The 19,478-nt window shown below is 67.0% G+C and carries 20 protein-coding genes; 5 read left to right on the top strand and 15 right to left on the bottom strand.

Annotated elements, in window-relative coordinates; translation table 11 throughout:
* Position 1: 1 nt before the first annotated feature.
* The 7 genes from FN976_RS03495 to FN976_RS03465 are packed head-to-tail and all read right to left on the bottom strand — an operon-like array spanning position 2 to position 6,290.
* The gene (locus FN976_RS03495) at positions 2-856 is read right to left on the bottom strand and encodes a class III extradiol dioxygenase subunit beta (protein WP_145891031.1); all 855 of its coding nucleotides are present in this window, start codon (positions 854-856) and stop codon (positions 2-4) included.
* Complete coding sequence (gene ligA, locus FN976_RS03490; RefSeq protein WP_145891029.1) at positions 856-1,245, bottom strand: protocatechuate 4,5-dioxygenase subunit alpha; 390 nt, start codon at positions 1,243-1,245, stop codon at positions 856-858. The genes FN976_RS03495 and ligA overlap by 1 nt, the downstream gene beginning before the upstream one ends.
* A gap of 14 nt (positions 1,246-1,259) precedes the next feature.
* Positions 1,260-2,933: a tannase/feruloyl esterase family alpha/beta hydrolase gene (locus FN976_RS03485; RefSeq protein ID WP_222432769.1), complete on the bottom strand. Its 1,674-nt coding sequence runs from the start codon at positions 2,931-2,933 to the stop codon at positions 1,260-1,262.
* The gene (locus FN976_RS03480; protein ID WP_145891027.1) at positions 2,930-3,856 is read right to left on the bottom strand and encodes an amidohydrolase family protein; all 927 of its coding nucleotides are present in this window, start codon (positions 3,854-3,856) and stop codon (positions 2,930-2,932) included. Before FN976_RS03480 ends, FN976_RS03485 begins: the two co-directional genes overlap by 4 nt.
* Complete coding sequence (ligK, locus tag FN976_RS03475; protein WP_145891025.1) at positions 3,853-4,536, bottom strand: 4-carboxy-4-hydroxy-2-oxoadipate aldolase/oxaloacetate decarboxylase; 684 nt, start codon at positions 4,534-4,536, stop codon at positions 3,853-3,855. Before ligK ends, FN976_RS03480 begins: the two co-directional genes overlap by 4 nt.
* Position 4,537: 1 nt before the next feature.
* Positions 4,538-5,566: an amidohydrolase family protein gene (locus FN976_RS03470; protein ID WP_145891023.1), complete on the bottom strand. Its 1,029-nt coding sequence runs from the start codon at positions 5,564-5,566 to the stop codon at positions 4,538-4,540.
* A 22-nt stretch (positions 5,567-5,588) separates the two neighbouring features.
* Positions 5,589-6,290, bottom strand: a complete 702-nt coding sequence (locus FN976_RS03465; RefSeq protein WP_255440095.1) for a substrate-binding domain-containing protein — start codon at positions 6,288-6,290, stop codon at positions 5,589-5,591.
* Positions 6,291-6,401: 111 nt separating this feature from the next.
* On the opposite strand from FN976_RS03465, the gene FN976_RS03460 reads away from it, so the two are divergent.
* Both FN976_RS03460 and FN976_RS03455 read left to right on the top strand, forming a co-directional pair.
* Positions 6,402-7,313, top strand: coding sequence for a LysR substrate-binding domain-containing protein (locus FN976_RS03460; protein ID WP_145891021.1), 912 nt, complete (start codon positions 6,402-6,404; stop codon positions 7,311-7,313).
* A gap of 23 nt (positions 7,314-7,336) precedes the next feature.
* Entirely contained in the window at positions 7,337-8,296 is a 960-nt protein-coding gene (locus FN976_RS03455; protein ID WP_145891019.1) for an aldo/keto reductase, read from the top strand.
* Positions 8,297-8,345: 49 nt separating this feature from the next.
* On the opposite strand, the gene FN976_RS03450 is transcribed toward FN976_RS03455, so the two are convergent.
* On the bottom strand, positions 8,346-9,107 hold the full coding sequence (locus FN976_RS03450; RefSeq protein WP_145891017.1) for an IclR family transcriptional regulator: 762 nt from the start codon (positions 9,105-9,107) through the stop codon (positions 8,346-8,348).
* A gap of 111 nt (positions 9,108-9,218) precedes the next feature.
* Here FN976_RS03450 and FN976_RS03445 point away from each other — a divergent pair, with 111 nt between their 5' ends.
* The 3 genes from FN976_RS03445 to FN976_RS03435 are packed head-to-tail and all read left to right on the top strand — an operon-like array spanning position 9,219 to position 11,814.
* Positions 9,219-10,187 (top strand): Bug family tripartite tricarboxylate transporter substrate binding protein, encoded by a 969-nt coding sequence (locus tag FN976_RS03445; RefSeq protein WP_145891015.1) that lies wholly within the window; start codon positions 9,219-9,221, stop codon positions 10,185-10,187.
* A gap of 20 nt (positions 10,188-10,207) precedes the next feature.
* On the top strand, positions 10,208-10,888 hold the full coding sequence (locus FN976_RS03440; protein ID WP_145891013.1) for an RraA family protein: 681 nt from the start codon (positions 10,208-10,210) through the stop codon (positions 10,886-10,888).
* Positions 10,885-11,814, top strand: a complete 930-nt coding sequence (locus FN976_RS03435; protein ID WP_145891011.1) for an NAD(P)-dependent oxidoreductase — start codon at positions 10,885-10,887, stop codon at positions 11,812-11,814. The genes FN976_RS03440 and FN976_RS03435 overlap by 4 nt, the downstream gene beginning before the upstream one ends.
* Positions 11,815-11,900: 86 nt before the next feature.
* Here FN976_RS03435 and FN976_RS03430 read toward each other — a convergent pair whose 3' ends face one another.
* From FN976_RS03430 to glpD, 7 genes are read right to left on the bottom strand one after another with little or no spacing between them, the layout of a single operon-like run.
* The gene (locus FN976_RS03430) at positions 11,901-13,631 is read right to left on the bottom strand and encodes an ABC transporter substrate-binding protein (RefSeq protein WP_145891009.1); all 1,731 of its coding nucleotides are present in this window, start codon (positions 13,629-13,631) and stop codon (positions 11,901-11,903) included.
* A gap of 47 nt (positions 13,632-13,678) precedes the next feature.
* Entirely contained in the window at positions 13,679-13,987 is a 309-nt protein-coding gene (locus FN976_RS03425) for a DUF2160 domain-containing protein (protein WP_145891007.1), read from the bottom strand.
* Positions 13,988-14,000: 13 nt separating this feature from the next.
* Positions 14,001-14,813 (bottom strand): carbohydrate ABC transporter permease, encoded by an 813-nt coding sequence (locus FN976_RS03420; protein ID WP_145891005.1) that lies wholly within the window; start codon positions 14,811-14,813, stop codon positions 14,001-14,003.
* A complete protein-coding gene (locus tag FN976_RS03415) occupies positions 14,810-15,694 on the bottom strand; it encodes a carbohydrate ABC transporter permease (protein ID WP_145891003.1) in 885 nt (294 codons plus the stop codon). The genes FN976_RS03420 and FN976_RS03415 overlap by 4 nt, the downstream gene beginning before the upstream one ends.
* On the bottom strand, positions 15,691-16,767 hold the full coding sequence (locus tag FN976_RS03410; protein WP_145891001.1) for an ABC transporter ATP-binding protein: 1,077 nt from the start codon (positions 16,765-16,767) through the stop codon (positions 15,691-15,693). The genes FN976_RS03415 and FN976_RS03410 overlap by 4 nt, the downstream gene beginning before the upstream one ends.
* 1 nt (position 16,768) lies before the next feature.
* Positions 16,769-17,842, bottom strand: coding sequence for an ABC transporter ATP-binding protein (locus FN976_RS03405; protein WP_145890999.1), 1,074 nt, complete (start codon positions 17,840-17,842; stop codon positions 16,769-16,771).
* Complete coding sequence (glpD, locus tag FN976_RS03400) at positions 17,842-19,386, bottom strand: glycerol-3-phosphate dehydrogenase (RefSeq protein WP_255440093.1); 1,545 nt, start codon at positions 19,384-19,386, stop codon at positions 17,842-17,844. The genes FN976_RS03405 and glpD overlap by 1 nt, the downstream gene beginning before the upstream one ends.
* Between the last annotated feature and the right edge of the window lie 92 nt (positions 19,387-19,478).

Here is a 19,478-nt window from a genome sequence, read left to right as displayed (position 1 = left end):
GCTAATTGTTCTCCAGGATCATGTGGCCAACAGCCGTGTTCGAGGCGGGCACGTGATAGAAGCGATGCTTCAAGGTGGGCTTGGCACCGCCGGCAACATCTGCCATCGCACCCCGCGCGATCAGCCACATCACCAGCTCGATGCCTTCGCTGCCAGCCTCCCGCACGTAATCGATGTGCGGCTTCTGCGCCAGCGCTTCCGGGTCGGCCAGCAACTGGTCGAGGAAGCGGTTGTCGAAGTCCTTGTTGATCAGCCCGGCGCGCGGGCCCTGCAACTGGTGGCTCATGCCGCCCGTGCCCCAGATCTGCACGTTCACGTCTTCGTCGAAGCTTTCGATCGCCTTGCGGATCGCCTGCCCCAGCTTGAAGCAGCGCATGCCACTGGGCACAGGGTACTGCACCACGTTGACGGCGAAGGGGATGACCTTGAACGGCCATTCCTGCGGTTGCCCGCACATCAGGGAGAGCGGCACCGTGAGGCCGTGGTCCACATCCATCTTGTTGACGATGGTGAGGTCGAAGTCCTGCTGGATGACCGAATGCGCGATGTGCGAGGCGAGTTCGGGCGCGCCGATCACCTTGGGCACCGGCCGCGGTCCCCAGCCTTCGTCGGCCACCGCGAACTCGGCTGCGGTGCCGATGGCGAACGTGGGGATGAAATCCAGGCTGAACGCGGTGGCGTGGTCGTTGAAGACCAGGAACACGACATCGGGCTTGTTCGCCTTGATCCACTCGCGCGAAGGTTCGTAGCCGGAGAACACCTTCTGCCAGTACGGCTCCTGGGTCTTGCCCAGGTCCATGGCCGCGCCGATGGCGGGCACGTGCGAGGTGTAGACGGATGCGGTGATGCGGGCCATTACGGTTTGTCCTTCGCGGGTGGGGTCCAGGTCGAAGGGCGGCCGCCGGCGATCATCATCTCGCGGTAGGCATCCTCGCTCATCCCGGTCATGGAACCGGCCATCTGCTGGAAGCTCTTGCCGTCGGTGGCGCCGATCTTGGCCAGGAAGTAGATGTTGCCGCCCGCGGCGATCATGCGGTTCATGTCGCGAGTGAGCACGGCCTGCTTCTGCTCCTCGGTCATCGCCCACTCGTCGAGGTAGGCGCGCTCGTCCTTCTTGAAGCGCTCGCGGTTCTCGGCCTTCATCAGCGACATGCAGAACTGGTTGAGCCAGTAGCCCTTGCGGCTCTGCTCGGCGTCGAAGATGGTCGTGCCGGGGATGTCGGTGTATGGTTTGTCCAGGGGCATGTGCGGTCTCCTTGTCAATCGACGCACTCGAAACTCTCGGCCGCATTGACGTCGCCGCGGCGATAGCGCGGCCACTTCGGCCACTCGCAGAGCGGACGCGCACGGGTCACGCGGAAAGGCGGTTTGGCTTCCTGCTCGACGACGGCCAGACCGCCGGGCGCACGGCCGTTTTCGACCCAGTCCACCAGGGCGGGGAACAGTTCGGCGTTGCCGGGCGCGCCCGTGCCGACGTGATCCACGCCCGGCGCGGTGTAGAGCTTGAAGAAATCTTCGACGCGCGATTCGCCCATGCGCTTGACGACCGACTGGAAGTAGCCGATGCCGGCATACGGGCTCTGCGCGTAGTCGCCCATGTTCTCCAACATGATCAGCTTGCCGCCGCGCTGGCGGAACTCGGTGAGGTCGGGGTTGGTCGCGTCCATCAGCGCCGAGACCTGGCGGATGCGCGGCAGGTGGTCCTGCGGGTTGTATTTGCGGACGTCGAGGTTGGGGTCGCGCGCATAGAAGTACTGGATCGCGCCGGCGCCATAGAACCAGGCGATACCGTTCGCCTGCACCGGCGGGAAGGCTGGCGCCGCGTTGCCGGTCCACCAGGCCTGCCAGCCGCCGGTCGGGCCCGCGGCAGGCGTTCCTTCTCCGCTGGGGCCGCGGCCAGGATAGTCGCGCACGCCGTTGGCCAGGTCGAAATCGAAAGACAGCCGCGAATGCAGCGTGCGGATGGCCTTGACCTGCGCATCGTTGAGGCAGTGCGGCGACGTGGACGTGAGGCAACGCAGGCTGTCCATGTTGAGCCGGTTGCGGCAGCGCACAGGGTCGGAAATGATGCCGTCGGCCAGGCCATCGGCGGCGTCGCACGAGGCCAGCACCGCGTCATGCACGAACTTCACCTGGGCCGGGCGCAACCAGCCATCGCCCACCAGGGCCAGGCCATCGCGCAGGCCTGCGTGCTGCAGCCCGGTCCAGTTGAGGACCGGCACGCGGCTCAGGATGCCGTCGAAGTCGCGCGGGTAGCGCTGCGCCATCGTGAGCCCTTCGCGGCCGCCTTCGGAACTGCCCACGAAATACAGCTTGTCGGGACGCTTGCCGTAGGCGGACTGCATGATGGCGACGGCCACGTCGCGCACCTTCTTGTATGACGCGTGGGCGAAGTTCTCCAGCGCCTCCGGATGGAGAGCGAAGGCTTGCGGCGGCTCGCCGGGCTTGTTCTGATGGCCCGAGTCCGTGCCGTACGTGACGTAGCCGCGCATGAGCGGCGCGGGCTGCTCGAAACGGGCCGCGGGAACCAGTGCCGTGCCGGTGATCAGCACGCCGTTGAAGCCGCCGCCGCCGTACTGCACCGAACGGCCGTTCCAGTGGACCGGCAGGTTCACCTGGAAATGAATCGGCGGCGCATCGCCGTTCAGCGGCGCGATCCGCCCCAGCACCTTGCAGTGCACCGGCATGGCGGGTGTGATGGTCGCCGCGGGCGTCGGGCCGCGCTCAGCCACCACCTGCTCGCTGGCCGCGACCAGCACCGCCGTGTCGATCGTGGCGGCGCCGCTCGGCAACCCGATGGCGGCCGGAAGGATGGTGCGGCCGGCCAGAGCTGCGCAGACCGGCTCCGGGTTCGCGGTCAGCGGCGCGTTCGCGCATCCGCCCATCACCGCCAGAAAGGCGGACGCGGCCAAGAGCTTCGGGAGTGTTTTCATCGCTTGTTTTCTTCCGGCCAGTAGAGACGGGTCGGATTGTCCACGAGCAGCTTGCGCTGCAGCTCGGCGGTGGTCGCGATGTGCGGGATGAAGTCGACCAGCAGGCCGTCGTCGGGCATGTGGTCCTTCAGGTTCGGGTGCGGCCAGTCGGTGCCCCACAGCACGCGGTCGGGGAAGGTTTCCACGACCTTGCGCGCGAAGGGCACGACGTCGCGGTAGGCATTGCGTTCGCCGTTCAGGGCGGGCGGACCGCTCACCGACAGGCGCTCCGGGCAGCTCACCTTGCTCCAGACGTTCTCGTGCTCGCGCATGAATTTCAGGAACAGCTCGAACTCGGGGCCGTCGATCGGCTTGGTCACGTCGGGCCGGCCCATGTGATCCACGACCACAGTGGTCGGCAGCGCGGTGAAGAAGTCCCACAGCTCCGGCAGGTCCACCGCCTCGAAGTAGATGACGACGTGCCAGCCGAGCGGCGCGATGCGCGCGGCGATCTCCATCAGCTCGTCCTTCGGTGTGAAGTCGACCAGCCGTTTGACGAAGTTGAAGCGCACGCCGCGCACGCCGGCGGCGTTCATGTCCTGCAGTTCCGCGTCGGTGACCGAGCGCCGGACCGTGGCGATGCCCCGCGCCTTGTTGTTCGAGTGGCGCAGTGCGTCCACCATCGCGCTGTTGTCCGCGCCGTGGCAGGTGGCCTGAACGATCACGTTCTTGTCGAAGCCCAGGTGATCACGCAGCGCGAACAGCTGCTGCTTGCTGGCGTCGCACGGCGTGTATTTGCGCTCCGGCGCAAACGGGAATTCGGCGCCCGGGCCGAACACGTGGCAGTGCGCGTCGACGCTGCCGGGCGGCAGCTTGAATTGCGGCTGGGTCGGGCCCGAATACCAGTCGAGCCAGCCGGGGGTCTTCGTGAAGGTGGTGCTCAATCGATGTACCTCAGGCCCGCCTTTTCCAGCGGCTCGCGCATCTTGTACATGTCGAGGCCCAACACGCCCGAGGCCAGCTTCGCCCGCTTCTCGCCCTCGTTGGCTTCGCGCGCGGCGGCAGCGTCCAGCGTCTTCTTCGCCGTCGCGGCCGGCACGCAAACCACCCCGTCGTCATCGGCCACGATCACGTCTCCGGGCGTGACCAGCATGCCGGCGCAGACCACGGGGATGTTGACGGAGCCGATGGTCGCCTTGATCGTGCCCTTGGAGCTGATCGCCTTGCTCCAGACGGGGAAGCCCATCTCCTGCAGCGTCTTCACGTCGCGCACGCCGGCGTCGATGATCAGGGCGCGGGCGCCACGCGCCTGGAACGAGGTCGCCAGCAAATCGCCGAAATACCCGTCCGTGCAAGGTGCGGTGATGGCAGCCACCACGATGTCGCCCGGCTGGATCTGCTCCGCGACCACATGCATCATCCAGTTGTCGCCGGGGTGCAGCAGCACCGTGACGGCCGTGCCCGAGACTTGTGCTCCGGCATAGATCGGCCGCATGTAGGTCTGCATCAGGCCGACCCGGGCCTGCGCCTCGTGCACGGTGGCCGAACCCAGCCGGCCGAGTTCCTGCGCGGTCGCCGCGTCGGCGCGCTGGATGTTGCGGTAGACGACTCCGAGTTCGTACATTTCAGCGTCCTTGCTTCTTCAACAGCGCGTCGAGGCGCGGGAACACGCGGCGCGTGTTGCCTTCGAAGACCGCCTGCTTGTCCTCGGCGGACAGGATCTTCGAGGCGTCGATGTAGCGCTTGGTGTCGTCGTAGTAGTGGCCGGTGGTCGGGTCAATGCCGCGCACCGCGCCGATCATCTCGGAGGCGAACAGCACGTTCTTGACCGGGATCACCGTGTTCAGCAGGTCGATGCCCGGCTGGTGGTACACGCAGGTGTCGAAGAAGATGTTGTTCATCACGTGCGTATCCAGCAGCGGTTTCTTCATCTCCTGCGCCAAACCGCGGAAGCGGCCCCAGTGGTAGGGCACGGCGCCGCCGCCGTGCGGGATCAGGAAGCGCAGCTGCGGGAAGTCCTTGAACAGGTCGCCCTGCACGCACTGCATGAAGGCCGTGGTGTCCGCGTTCAGGTAATGCGCGCCGGTGGTGTGGAAGCACGCATTGCACGACGTCGACACGTGGATCATCGCGGGGATGTCGTACTCGACCATCTTCTCGTAGATGGGGTACCAGAGCTTGTCGGTCAGTGGCGGGCTGGTCCAGTGGCCGCCCGAAGGGTCGGGGTTCAGGTTGATTCCGACGCAGCCGTACTGCTCCACGCACTTCACCAGTTCGGGGATGCAGGTCTTCGGATCCACGCCGGGCGACTGCGGCAGCATCGCCACCGGCACGAAGTGCTCCGGGAACAGCTTGCTCACCCGGAAGCACAGCTCGTTGCAGATCGCGGCCCAGGTGCTGGAGACCTCGAAGTCGCCGATGTGGTGCGCCATGAAGCTCGCGCGCGGCGAGAACAGCGTCAGGTCGTTGCCGCGCTCCTTCATCAGGCGCAGCTGGTTGTTGACGATGGTCTCGCGGATGTCGTCGTCGCTGATCTTCAGCTCCGACGCCTTGGGCATCGCGGACGGGTCCTGGATGCCGGCGATCTGCTTGTTGCGCCACTCTTCCAGCGCCTTGGGGGCGGTGGTGTAGTGGCCGTGGCAATCGATGATCATGAGGGTCCTTCGCTTCGTGAGGTCAGGCCGGCTCCATGCCGTGCCTGCGTTTTGTCTCCTCCACCCCGGACGAGGCGAAGTACTGCAGCAGGTCGCGCACCGCCGCGCCCTGCGTGGACGCCGCGCAGACGGCGCCTGAAAACGTGGTGACGATCTTCACCGGCTCCGGCAGCGCGCCAAGCACCTGGATGCCCTCGAGGTGCATCAGCTCGCTCCATTGCTGGAAACCAAGCTCGACTTCGCCGGCCGCCACGAGCGTGCCAACGGGCACGCCGGGCGGCGCCTGGACCATGCGCGGCGCGATGTCGCCGGCGATGCCCCAGCGCTGGAACAGCTTCGCCAGCGCCACGCCGCTCGGCCCGGTGGAAAGGCTGATGCTGCGGGCCGCGAGCACGGCACGCTTCAGGGCCTCCTCGGAGGCGATGTCTGGCGCCGGCGCCCCGGACCGTATCGCGACGGCCACGCCAGACCGGAACAGGTCCACCCGGCTGCCAGCAACGACGTGCCCCGCGGCCTCGAGTTGGTCGATCGCGTCGGACGCGAGCAGCACGACGTCGAACGGCTCGCCCGCCGCTACCCGCTTCGCGGCATCGACGCCCCCGACCGATTCGATGTCGACGACGACGCCGCTGCGTTCGCGATACGCCGCGGCCAGCTCCGCGAGCACCAGCCGCGTCGCCATGGACGAAATCCCGCCCAAACGCATTTGCGTGTCTTCTGCCATGGGAGCGGATTCTGAGCTTGCCAGCGTCCGGGAGTAAGCCGCCGGGCCCGCTATCAGCTAGAACAAGCACTTATATCTGCCTGCATGCTATGTCACTACACTGAGGGCAGGATGGACCTGAAACAGCTCGAATACTTCGTTCGCGTCGCCGAACTGGGCAGCTTCACGCGCGCGGCCATCGAGCTCGACGTGGCCCAGCCGGCCCTCAGCCGCCAGGTGCGGCTGCTGGAGGTGGAGCTGCGCCAGACCCTGCTGGTGCGCAATGGCCGGGGCGCGGTCCCGACCGAGGCCGGCAAACTCCTGCTGGACCATGGCCGCGGCATCCTGCACCAGGTCGAGCGCGCCCGCGAGGACCTGGGCCGATTGCGCGGCGGCCTCTCCGGCCGCGTGGCCGTGGGCCTGCCCAGCAGCGTGGCGCGCGTGCTCACCGTCCCGCTCTCCCGCGCCGTGCGCGAGGCCTTGCCGGAAGCGCGGCTGTCCATCAGCGAGGGCCTGTCGGGCGGGCTGCAGGAAGGCCTGGTGGCCGGGCGGCTGGATATCGTCGTGCTGTACAACGCGCAGGCATCCCGCGAACTGGACGTGAGTCCGCTGTTGGAGGAGGAACTCCTCCTGGTGCGCGCCCGCCCCGCCGGCCTGCACGAAGACCCGCCGCCCGGTCCCATCGAACTGGCCGAGGTGGCCCAGCTGCCGCTGGTCATCCCCACCCGGCCCAACGCGATCCGCATGCACGTCGAAGCGCAGATGGCCGACATCGGCTGCCGCCCCAACGTGGTCTTGGAGATCGACGGCGTCTCGGCCATCCTCGAGCTGGTGCTCGATGGCGCGGGCTGTGCCATCCTCTCCCGCAATGCGCTGCTGAATTCACCGAGGCCTTCCGCCTACACCGCCCAGCGCATCGGCACGCCCGCCATGACGATCCGGCTTTCGCTCGCAACCAGCCTGCAGCGTCCGGCGACGCCGGTGCAGAAGGCGGCGCTGGACCTGATCCGGCAAACTGCGCCCAGCGTGGTGGCGCACGCCTGACCCGACAAATCGAAGGAATCGACATGGAACTCCGTCCCCTGGGCCGCTCCGGCCTGAAGGTCTCGCCCCTGTGCTTCGGCGGCAACGTCTTCGGCTGGACGGCCGACGAGCGCACCTCCTTCTCTCTGCTCGACGCCTGGCTGGACGCCGGCTTCAACTTTGTCGACACGGCCGATGTCTATTCGCGCTGGGCCCGCGGCCACAGCGGCGGCGAATCGGAGACCGTCATCGGGCGCTGGCTGGCCCAGGGCGGCGGGCGCCGCGACCGCATCGTGATCGCCACCAAGGTCGGCATGGAGATGGCGCCCGGCAAGGTCGGCCTGGCGCCAGCCCGCATCCGCGAAGCGGTCGAAGGGTCGCTGCGCCGGCTGCAGGTGGACCGCATCGATCTCTACCAGGCGCACAAGGACGACCCGGAGACGCCGCTGGAAGCCACCCTGGAAGCCTTCGCGAAGCTGATCGAGGAAGGAAAAATCCGCGCGATCGGCGCTTCCAACTACACCGCGGCCCGACTCACGGAGGCCCTGGCCATCAGCCAGCGCATGGGCCTGCCACGTTTCGAATCGCTGCAGCCGCTCTACAACCTCTACGACCGCGCCGTCTACGAGGACGAGCTCGAGCCGCTTTGCGTCCAGGAGAACATCGGTGTCATCAACTACTACACGCTGGCGGCCGGCTTCCTGAGCGGCAAGTACAGCGGCGGCGGCGCGATCGACGCCAGCAAGACCGCGCGCGGCGCGACGGTGAGCCGGTACCTCACCGCGCGCGGCCTGAAGATCCTGGCCACACTGGACGAGGTCGCCAAGCGGATCCGCAGCACGCCCGCGCGCATCGCGGTGGCGTGGGTGATGCAGCAACCCGCGGTGGTGGCCCCCATTGCCAGCGCAACATCGCTGGCGCAACTGGAAGACCTGGTGCAGGCCGCGCAACTGTTTCTGGATCCGCAGTCGATGCAGATGCTGGACGCGGCCAGCGCGGAGTAGTCGGACGGATCAAAGGGCACGCGCCATGGGTGACGGCGCCATCGACCGTTCACGGATGCCATTTCGAAACCGCCTTCGGGGTGGCCGCCGATCTTCCGCCTGCCAGGGCGTAGGACAACTCGTTCGCCGCGCGGATCACGCTCTTCGCGTGCTTCTCGAGTTTCACCTTGGTCAGCCGGGATGTCGGGCCCGAGATGCACATCGACCCCAGCAACCGCCAGTTCAGCGCGAAAACCGGAGCCGCCACACTCGAGACTTCCGACTCGCGTTCCCCCATCGAAATGTGGAATCCGCGCTCGCGAATCCCTTCGTACGGTTCACCGGCCGCACCGCTGAAGGCCAGGATCACACGCCCCGGCGCACCACGGTCCAAGGGCAGCCGCTCGCCGATCCTGACGTTGTGCCGCACTGACTGCGGCCCTTCCACGCGGGCGACGCAAGAGCGGATGTCCCCCTCGCGCACATAGAACGATGCGCTTTCCCCGGTGGCTTTCACCAGTTCGTGCAGTGCCGGCTCCACCACGTTGTTGACGTCGAAGCCGGCCTGGTAGCGCGCCCCCAGCCACCCCGCTGCAGGCCCCAATCGCCAGAGTCCGTCATCGGTCTGGACCATGTAGTTCGACAAGGCCAGGGTGCGTGCCAGGCGCAAGGCGGTGGTCTTGTGCATGTGGGCGCGGCGGCTCAATTCCGCGAGCGAGAGCGCTGACTCGCCGATCGCAAACGCTTCCATCAACGACAGCGCGCGTGAAACCGCGATCACGCCGCCAGCCGGCTCGCCGTCCGCTTCGGGTGTGGTGGATGAGTTGCGCATGCCGCACCTTGGTTCACTGTGTGAACCATGATTGTACTGTGCGGAACACTCGCCTAAAGTCGCTCCCATCGCGCGCCATGGGGTGCGCGGCCATCCCAGGAGACAAGACCCATGACGATTTCCCGCCGCTGCCTGATCGCCTTCGCATCCGCCTGCGTCCTTGCCGGCACCGCCCACGCCCAGGCGTGGCCGTCCAAGCCCGTGCGCCTCGTCGTGCCGTTCCCGGCCGGCGGCGGCACCGACATCATCGCCCGCGAAGTCACCAACAAGATCGGCAAGTCCGGCTACAACTTCATCGTGGAGAACAAGCCCGGATCCGGCGGCAACCTCGGCGTCGATGCGGCAGCAAAGTCACCCGCCGACGGCTACACCCTCGTCCTGGGCCAGACCAGCAACCTGGCGATCAATCCCACGCTCTATTCGAAGCTTCCGTACGATCCCCTGAAGGATCTGACGCCTGTGAGCATGGTGGCCAGTTCCCCGCTGGTGATCGTCACGGCGTCGGACTCCAGATTCAAGACGCTCGACGATGTGGTGAAGGCTGCGAAGGCCAACCCGGGCAGCATCAACTACGCGACCTCCGGCAACGGCACCGTCGCGCACCTGGCCGCCGAATCGTTCCAGAAAGTCGCGGGCATCAAGCTCACGCACATCCCGTACAAAGGCGCCGCGCAAGGGGCCACCGACGTGATCAGCGGCCAGGTGCAGCTGTACGTATCGTCCATTCCGACCCTGCTGGGCCACATCAAGAGCGGGAAGATGCGGCCGATCGCCGTGACGTCCGCCAAGCGCGCCGACGACCTGGCCCAGGTCCCGACCATCGCCGAGTCCGGCTACAAGGGCTTCGAAGCCGTCACCTGGTTCGGCATCCTGGGCCCGGCCAACCTGCCGAAGGACATCACCGCCAAGCTCAACGCCGACATCAACAAGGCGCTGCAAGACGCCGAGCTGCAGAAAAAGCTGGGTGACCAGGGTGCCGATGTGGCCGGCAGCACGCCGGAAGCCTTCGGCAAGTTGATCCGCGACGAGATCGCCCGTTGGTCGCCGATCGTCAAGGAATCGGGCGCCAAAGTCGACTGAGTGCAGGAATCGAGAACACCATGAGCCAAGACATCCTGCGCGACTTCGAGCGCGTTTCGCCCGGCCTCGTGCGCCAGGCCGCCGCGTTCCAGGCCGCGATCCTGGCCGACGTCGCGGGCCGCCGCGGCGCCATGCACGGCCGCATCGCGCCGCTGCGCCCCCGCATGAAGCTGGCGGGCCCCGCATTCACCGTGGACGTGCGTCCCGGCGACAACCTGATGATCCATGCGGCCATCGCGCTGGCCAAGCCGGGGGACGTGCTGGTGATCGACGGCAAGGGCGACCAGACGGCCGCGCTGATGGGCACGATCATGATGACGGCCTGCAAGCAGCTCGGCATCGCCGGTGTGGTGATCGACGGTGCCGCGCGCGACAGCCTGGAAATCGACGAGATGGACTTCCCCGTGTTCTGCGTGGGAACCAACCCGAACGGCCCCACGAAAAACGTGGCCGGCCGCATCGGTCACCCGATCACCTGCGGCGGCGTCACGGTGCATGCCGGCGACCTGATCGTGGCGGACGCCGACGGGGTGACGGTCGTCGAACGTGTCCGGGTCGAGAGCCTGCTGCCGCTCGCCCACAGGAAGGTGGCCGACGAGGCGGCACGCATCGGCCAGATCCTGGAGGGCAACACCGCGGCGCCGTGGCTCGCCAAGGCGCTGCAGGCCGCGGGCGTCCTGAAGGAAGGGGAGACGCTTTGAGCGCGCGACCCGCCATCCTGGTGACGGGAGCCGACCTGGCGCCTCAAGCATTGGCGCTGCTCACGGAGTTCGAAATCGTCTACGCCGGCAGGACCCCGCAGGAGCCGGACCTCATCGCCCTGTGCCGCAGCCACGACCCGGTCGCCATCATCGTGCGCTACGGCAAAGTCGGCGCCGCGGTGATGGACGCCGCGCCGTCGCTGCGCGTGATCTCCAAGCACGGCAGCGGCACGGACACCATCGACAAGGAGGCCGCGGGGGCACGTGGCATCGAGGTGCGGGCCGCTGCCGGCGCCAATGCGGCTGCCGTCGCCGAGCAGGCGCTGGCGCTGCTGCTGGCCTGCGCCAAATCGGTGGTGCGGCTGAATGCGCGCATGCATGCCGGGCATTGGGACAAGGCGACGCACAAGAGCGTGGAACTGGGCGGCCGCACCATCGGTCTGGTGGGCCTGGGCGCCATCGGGCTGCGATTCGCGCGCATGTGTGACGCGATGGGCATGCGGGTGCAGGGGCACGATCCTTACGCGAAAGACCTGCCTTCGCATGTGCAGCCCGTCGACCTGGCGACGCTCTGGCGCGAAGCGGATGCGATTTCGCTGCACTGCCCGTTGACGCCGGACAACAAGGGGTTGCTGAACGCGACGTCTCTGGCTGCCTGCAAGCGCGGCGTGATCGTCGTCAACACGGCACGCGGCGGCCTGGTCGACGAGCCGGCGCTCCTGGCGGCCCTGCGCACCGGCCACGTCGCCGCCGCGGGGCTGGACAGTTTCGCGGTCGAGCCCATGGCGGCGCCGCATCCGTTCCACGGCGAGCCGAATCTCGTCTTGAGCCCGCACATCGGCGGCGTCACTTCCGATGCCTATGTGAACATGGGCGTCGGTGCCGCGAACAATGTGCTGGCCGTGCTCTCGTCCGCCACCGCCTGAGAGCCTCCCGGGCCCCGCCTACGCGGCGATGAGCGCAAAAAAAGGGCCGCGCCCCAAGCGCGGCCCAACCCTACATCGTCAGGAAATCAGCGCGCCTTGCCGGCCTTCCAGGCGGCGAGCAGCTTGTCGTAGGCGATGGTCTCGCCCTTCGGCTTTTCATTCGCCAGCTTGGCCCAGGGCGCGGCCTTGTCGCTCAGCCACTTGGCCGGGTCGCCCTTGGCGTTGAGCTTGGGCGGGCACTTGGCCATGCCGGCGCGCTCCAGGCGGGCCAGCACGTCGTCCATCTCGCCGGCCAGCGTGTCCATGGCGCCCTGCGGCGTCTTCTCGCCGGTGACGGCCTGCGCCACGTTCTTCCACCAGAGCTGCGCGAGCTTCGGATAGTCCGGCACGTTGGTGCCGGTCGGGCTCCAGGCCACGCGCGCCGGGCTGCGATAGAACTCCACCAGGCCACCGAGCTTGGGCGCCATGTCCGTCATCGCCTTGGACTGGATGTCCGACTCGCGGATCGGCGTCAGGCCCACCAGCGTCTTCTTCAGGGACGTCGACTTGGCCGTGATGAACTGGGCGTACAGCCAGGCGGCCGCCGTCTTGTTCTCGTCGTGGTTGGCGAAGAAGGTCCAGGAGCCGACGTCCTGGTAGCCGTTCTGCATGCCCTGCTTCCAGTACGGGCCGTTCGGGCCGGGGGCCATGCGCCACTTCGGCGTGCCGTCGTCGTTGACCACGGGCAGGCCCTTCTTGGTCATGTCGGCCGTGAAGGCCGTGTACCAGAAGATCTGCTGCGCGATCTGGCCTTGCGCCGGTACCGGGCCGGCTTCGCCGAAGGTCATGCCGGTGGCTTCCTTGGGCGCGTACTTCTTCATCCAGTCCACGTACTTCGTCAGCGCGTAGACGGCCGCCGGCGAGTTGGTGGCACCGCCGCGCGCCACCGACGCGCCGACCGGCGTGCACTTGTCGGCACCCACGCGGATGCCCCACTCGTCGATCGGCAGTCCGTTGGGCGCGCCGATGTCGGCCGTGCCGGCCATCGACAACCAGGCGTCCGTGAAGCGCCAGCCCAGCGACGGGTCCTTCTTGCCGTAGTCCATGTGGCCGTAGATCGGCTTGCCGTCGATGGTCTTCACGTCGTTGGTGAAGAACTCGGCGATGTCCTCGTAGGCGCTCCAGTTCAGCGGCACGCCCAGGTCGTAGCCGAACTTGGCCTTGAACTTGTCCTGCAGGTCCTTGCGCGCGAACAGGTCGGCGCGGAACCAGTACAGGTTGGCGAACTGCTGGTCGGGCAGTTGGTACAGCTTGCCGTCCGGCGCGGTGGTGAACTTGGTGCCGATGAAGTCCTTCAGGTCCAGGCCGGGGTTGGTGTACTCCTTGCCCTTGCCCGCCATGTAGTCGGTGAGGTTCAGCACCTTGCCGTAGCGGTAGTGCGTGCCGATCAGGTCGCTGTCGCTGATCCAGCCGTCGTAGATCGACTTGCCGGACTGCATCGAGGTCTGCAGCTTCTCGACCACGTCGCCTTCCTGGATCAGGTCGTGCTTGACCTTGATGCCGGTGATTTCCTCGAAGGCCTTGGCCATCGTCTTCGACTCGTACTCGTGGGTCGTGATGGTCTCGGACACCACCGAGATCTCCTTCACGCCCTTGGCCTGCAGCTTCTTAGCGGCCTCGATGAACCACTTCATCTCCGCCATCTGCTGGTCCTTCGACAGCGTGGACGGCTGGAACTCGCTGTCGACCCACTTCTTCGCCTCGGCCTCGCCGGCCAATGCATGGCTGCCCACCGCCAAGGCGGCGGCCAGGGCTAGGGCTGTGTATCGCATCTTCATGTCTTCTCCTGCTGGTGGTTGTGTGCTGGTGGTCGGGAAACTCGGAATCAGCCGCGGCGCATGACCAGCGCCAGTACTGCCATCGACAGCACGAAGCTGATCCAGATGCTGGGCTCCTGCTCGAGGCTGAACCATTGGGCAAACTTGCCCGCGAGGCCGATGAAGGCCAGGTTGATGTAGGCCGCGGTGAGCAGCCCGATGAAGAGCCGGTCGCCTCTCGTGGTGGCGATCGGCAGGAACCCCTTGCGCATCACGGTGGGCGACTTGAACTCCCACGCCGTCATGCCGGCGAGCATCAGAGCGATGCAGCTGAAGAACACCGCGACAGGCGTCGTCCAGACCATCCAGTCAAACATGGCTCACACCCTCCTAGACTCGGCCCATCGCGAAACCCTTCGCGATGTAATGGCGGACGAACCAGATCACGACGGCGCCGGGCAGGATGGTCAGCACGCCGGCCGCAGCCAGCGTCGCCCAGTCCATCCCTGAGGCGGACACGGTGCGCGTCATCGTGGCGACGATGGGCTTCGCATTCACGCTGGTCAGCGTGCGGGCCAGCAGCAGTTCGACCCAGCTGAACATGAAGCAGAAGAAGGCCGCCACGCCGACGCCTGCCTTGATCAGCGGCAGGAAGATGGTGAGGAAGAAGCGCGGGAAGGAGTAGCCGTCGATGTAGGCCGTCTCGTCGATCTCGCGCGGGATGCCGCTCATGAACCCTTCGAGGATCCAGACGGCCAGCGGCACGTTGAACAGCAGATGCGCCAGCGCCACCGCCAGGTGCGTGTCCATCAGGCCGACGGTGGTGTACAGCTGGAAGAACGGCAGCAGGAAGACGGCCGGCGGCGTCATCCGGTTGGTGAGCAGCCAGAAGAAGACGTGCTTGTCGCCCAGGAAGGAATAGCGCGAGAACGCATACGCCGCGGGCAATGCCACCGTGAGCGAGATGACGGTGTTGATGCCGACATAGATCAGGCTGTTGATGTACCCCGAGTACCAGGCGGGGTCGGTGAAGATGGTCTTGTAGTTGGCCCAGGTGAACTCGTTCGGGAACAGCGAGAAGCTGGAGACGATCTCGTTGTTCGTCTTGAAGCTCATGTTGACCATCCAGTAGATGGGCAGCAGCGCGAACAGCAGGTACGCGAACAGGAACAGGTTGCGGGCCTGGAACTTGGGCGCTTTCATGCCGCCTCCTTTTCCTGGGTGCCGACCCGCTGCATCCAGTTGTAGAGCACGAAGCAGAACAGCAGGATGATCAGGAAGTAGATGAGCGAGAAGGCCGCGGCGGGACCCAGGTCGAACTGGCCCACCGCCTTCTGCGTGAGGAACTGGCTGAGGAAGGTCGTCGAATTGCCGGGCCCGCCCCCGGTCAGCACGAAGGGCTCGGTGTAGATCATGAAGCTGTCCATGAACCGCAGCAGCACCGCGATCATCAGCACGCCGCGCATCTTGGGCAGCTGGATGTAGCGGAACACCGCGAAGCGGCTGGCGCCGTCGATGCGCGCGGCCTGGTAGTACGCGTCCGGGATGGAGCGCAGCCCGGCGTAGCAAAGCAGCGCCACCAGCGGCGTCCAATGCCACACGTCCATGACGAGCACGGTGATCCAGGCGTCGCGCGCGCTGCCGGTGTAGTTGTAGTCGACGCCGAGTTTCTGCAGCGTCGCGCCCAGCAAGCCGATGTCGGCCCGGCCGAAGATCTGCCAGATGGTGCCGACCACGTTCCAGGGGATCAGCAACGACAGCGCCACCGTGACCAGCACCGCCGAGGCCTTCCAGCCCTGCGCCGGCATCGACAGCGCCAGCGCGATCCCCAGGGGAATTTCCACCAGCAACACCGCGCCGGAGAAGACGAGCTGGCGCCACAGCGCGGCGTGCAGTTCCTCGTCGCGCATCACGTTGGCGAACCATTCGGTGCCGACAAACACGCGCCGCTCGGGCGAGATGATGTCCTGCACCGAGTAGTTGACCACCGTCATCAGCGGCAGGATCGCCGAGAAGGCGACGCAGAGGATGACGGGCAGGATCAGGAACCAGGCTTTCTGGTTGATCGGCTTGAAATTGCTCATGCCACCAACTCCTCGTTCTTGTAGAAACAGGTGTGTTCGCCCACCAGTTGCAGCCAGACGGCGTCACCGGCGGCGGGAACCGCCGTGTCGGGCGCCAGCCGCGCCTTGAGGGAGTGCGCGCCCAGCTGCGCCGTCAGCATGAGCGAGGTGCCAACGTCCTGAACCCGCGAGACTTTTGCGTGCACGGCGCCCGGTTCCTGGGCCGCGGCTTGCGAGACGTACTCGGGCCGCACGCCGAGCACCAGGTCGCCTTCGGGCAGCGCGCGTCCCGGGGTCAGTCGCAAATCGGTGTCGGTGATGCGCAGCGCGCCGCCATCGGCGCGCACCGGCAGGAAATTCATCCCCGGCGAACCGATGAAGTGACCCACGAAGGTGTGAGTCGGCCGCTCGAACAGCGCCTCCGCACTGCCCACCTGCACCACCCGGCCCCGCGTCATCACCACCACCTGCTGGGCGAAGGTGAGCGCCTCCACCTGGTCGTGCGTCACGTAGATCAGCGTCAGTTTCAGCTCGTGGTGGATCTGCTTCAACTTGCGGCGCAATTGCCACTTCAGGTGCGGGTCGATGACCGTGAGCGGTTCGTCGAACAGCACCGCGGCCACATCCGGGCGGACCAGGCCGCGGCCCAGCGAGATCTTCTGCTTGGTGTCGGCGGCGAGGCCCGCCGCGCGGTGCCCGAGCTGCCCGGAGAGCTCCAGCATCTCCGCGATCTCCCCCACCCGCTTGGCGATCTGCGCCTCGGGCATCTTGCGATTGCGCAGCGGGAAGGCCAGGTTTTCGGCCACCGTCATCGTGTCGTAGATGACGGGGAACTGGAACACTTGGGCGATGTTGCGTTGTTGCGGGCTGGCGTGCGTCACGTCCACGCCATCGAACTTCACGCCGCCGTGCGAGGGCGGCAACAGCCCCGAGATGATGTTGAGCATCGTGGTCTTGCCGCAGCCGGAAGGGCCGAGCAAGGCGTAAGCGCCGCCGTCCTCGAAGCTGAGTTGCAGCGGCAGCAGTGCGTAGTCGGCGTCTTCGAGCGGCTGCGCCTTGTAGGCATGCGCCAGGTCGAGATCGATGCGGGCCATCTCAGCGTCCCCCTGCCCGCTCGGGCGCAACCAGGAGGTCACCCTGCGCATCGAACACATAGGCTTGCGCCGGGCTCAGGTAGAGCGTGATCCCCGCGCCGAGCGCGAAGTCATGCACCCCGGTCAATTGCGCGACGACCTCGCCCACCGGCGTCTCGACGTGCACGAATGTGTCGGACCCGGAAATCTCCGCCAGCTCGACCCGGCCGGGCAAGGCGACATCGCCGTCGCGGGCGCGCACGCGCAGTGAGCCGGCACGCACGCCGATCATGAGCGCCTTCGACGCCGCCGCGGGCAAGGGGATCGAGAGCTGCGGACCGGCATCGAGCTTGACGCCGATGCTGGCGGCCTCGGCCGGGATCAGGTTCATCGGCGGATCGCTGAAAGCGCGCGCGACGCGCAGCGATTTCGGCGCATGAAACACCTCCGCCGTCGGACCGTACTGCAGCAGTTCGCCCGCATCCAGCACCGCGGTGTAGCCGCCCAGCAGCAGTGCCTCGCCGGGCTCCGTGGTGGCGTAGATCACCGTGGACTCCCCGGTCTCGAACAACTGCGTGAGTTCATCACGCAGTTCCTCGCGCAGCTTGTAGTCGAGATTCACGAGTGGTTCGTCCAGCAGCATCAGCGGCGCCCGTTTGGCGAGGGCGCGCGCCAGCGCCACGCGCTGCTGTTGCCCACCCGAAAGTTCGGCGGGCAAGCGGTCCAGGAACGGCTCGATGCGCAGCTTCGCGGCGATCTCGCGCACCCGGTCCATGATGTTCTTCTCGCCGCGCAGCTTGAGTGGCGACGCGATGTTGTCGGCCACCTTGAGCGACGGGTAGTTGATGAACTGCTGGTAGACCATGGAGACGTTGCGCTTGCGCACTGGCACCCCGGTCACGTCGACGCCGTCCACCATCACCCGGCCTTGCGTCGGCGCATCCAGGCCAGCCATGATGCGCAGCAGGCTCGTCTTGCCGGCCTGCGTCGCGCCCAGCAGCACGGTGACCGCGCCCGGTTGCGGCGCAAGGCTCATGGCGTGCAACCAGTCCTCGGCGCCCGCCTTCTTGCTGATGCTTTCCAGGGCCAACTGCATCACGCCACCTTCCGCATCGCCGTGTCCCCATCCATCCACCGTGCGACCCGCTCGCGCTCCGCCGCGGCCAGGTGCAATCCGAGCTTGCTGCGGCGCCACAGCACGTCGTCCGCCGTTTCGGCCCATTCATGCGCGCGCAGGTAGTCGATTTCGGCCTCGAACAGGCCGGGCACGACCTCCTCGCCCATGGCGGCCGCCGTGGGCCGAAGCACGCGGCCAATGTGCGCGCCATAGGCGCGCGCAATGCGTCGCAATGGCGACTCCGCGAGCCAGCCGTAACGGCTCCTTACCGCTGTGACAAAGCTGTCGAAGTCGGCGTCGGGCCGGCCGGTGGCCGGCGTCCAATCCGTGAAGTCGCCACCGGGCAGCACAGCGCCTTCCGTCCACGCGGCGCGCCGCTCTCCCAGCGCATCGCCCACGAGGTCGGCCGCTTCCTCCGAGAGCTTGCGGAACGTGGTGAGCTTGCCGCCCCAGATCGAGAGGATGGGCGCTGCGTCCGTCCGCGCCTCCAGCAGGTAGTCGCGTGTGACGGCCGACGGGTCGCCGGACTCGTCGTCGAGCAGAGGCCGCACGCCCGTGTAGCTCCACGCCACATCTTCCACGCGCACGGGCTGCCGGAAATAGCGGCTGGCCTGCTCGCACAGGTAGTGCAGCTCCGCGTCGTCGATGCGGGCGTCGACAGGGTCGCCCTGAAGTTCGACGTCGGTCGTGCCGATCAACGTGAACCGCCCTTCGTAGGGGATGGCGAAGATGACGCGCTTGTCCGCGCTCTGGAAGGCGTAGGCGTGGTCATGGTCGAACAGGCGCGGCACCACGATGTGGCTGCCCTTGACCAGGCGCAGGCTGCGGCCGGCAAGCGCTTCACTCCCTGCCGGGCGGGCCTGTTCGCGCAGGAAACGTTCGGCCCAGGGGCCGGCTGCGTTCACGAGGGCCCGCGCCCGCAGCTGGCGCGACGGACCGTGGCGAGGCTGCAGCGTGGCCACCCAGCCGGCCGAGTCGCGTTGCGAGGCCAGGCACCGCGTGCGGGTGAGGATCTCGGCACCGCGCTCGCGCGCATCCATGGCGACCAGCACGACCAGCCGCGCGTCGTCCACCCAGCCATCGGAATAGACGAACGCGCGGTCCAGGTGCGGCTTCAGGCAGCGCCCCATCGGATCGCGCTGCAGATCGATCGTGGCGGTTCCGGGCAGCAGGTCGCGGCGCGCCAGGTGGTCGTAGAGGAACAGGCCGGACCGGATCATCCAGGCCGGCCGCATCGCCGGGTCGTGCGGCAGCACGAAGCGCATGGGCCGCACGATGTGCGGCGCGCTGCGCAACAGCACCTCGCGTTCACGCAGGGCCTTGCGCACCAGTCCGAACTCGAAGTGCTCCAGGTAGCGCAGGCCGCCATGGATCAGCTTGGTGGCCGCCGACGAGGTGTGCTGGCCCAGGTCGTCCTGCTCGCACAGCGTGACGCGCCAGCCGCGGCCGGCCAGGTCGCGGGCCACCCCGCAGCCATTGATGCCGCCGCCCACCACCAGCACGTCGCAGTCGAAATCGCTCAAGATGTATCTTTTTGTGTTGCGCTTTGGTTCTATTTTTCTTCGTTTCTGCGCGATTTAACTCAGCGTTTTCCCTAGAACGTAGTCAACAAGGC

This window comes from Caenimonas sedimenti, from assembly GCF_007833165.1.
Classification (GTDB): Bacteria; Pseudomonadota; Gammaproteobacteria; order Burkholderiales; family Burkholderiaceae_C; genus Ramlibacter; species Ramlibacter sedimenti.
The sequence above is the reverse complement of the archived record's forward strand: the minus strand, read 5'-3'. Positions and strand labels throughout refer to the sequence as shown.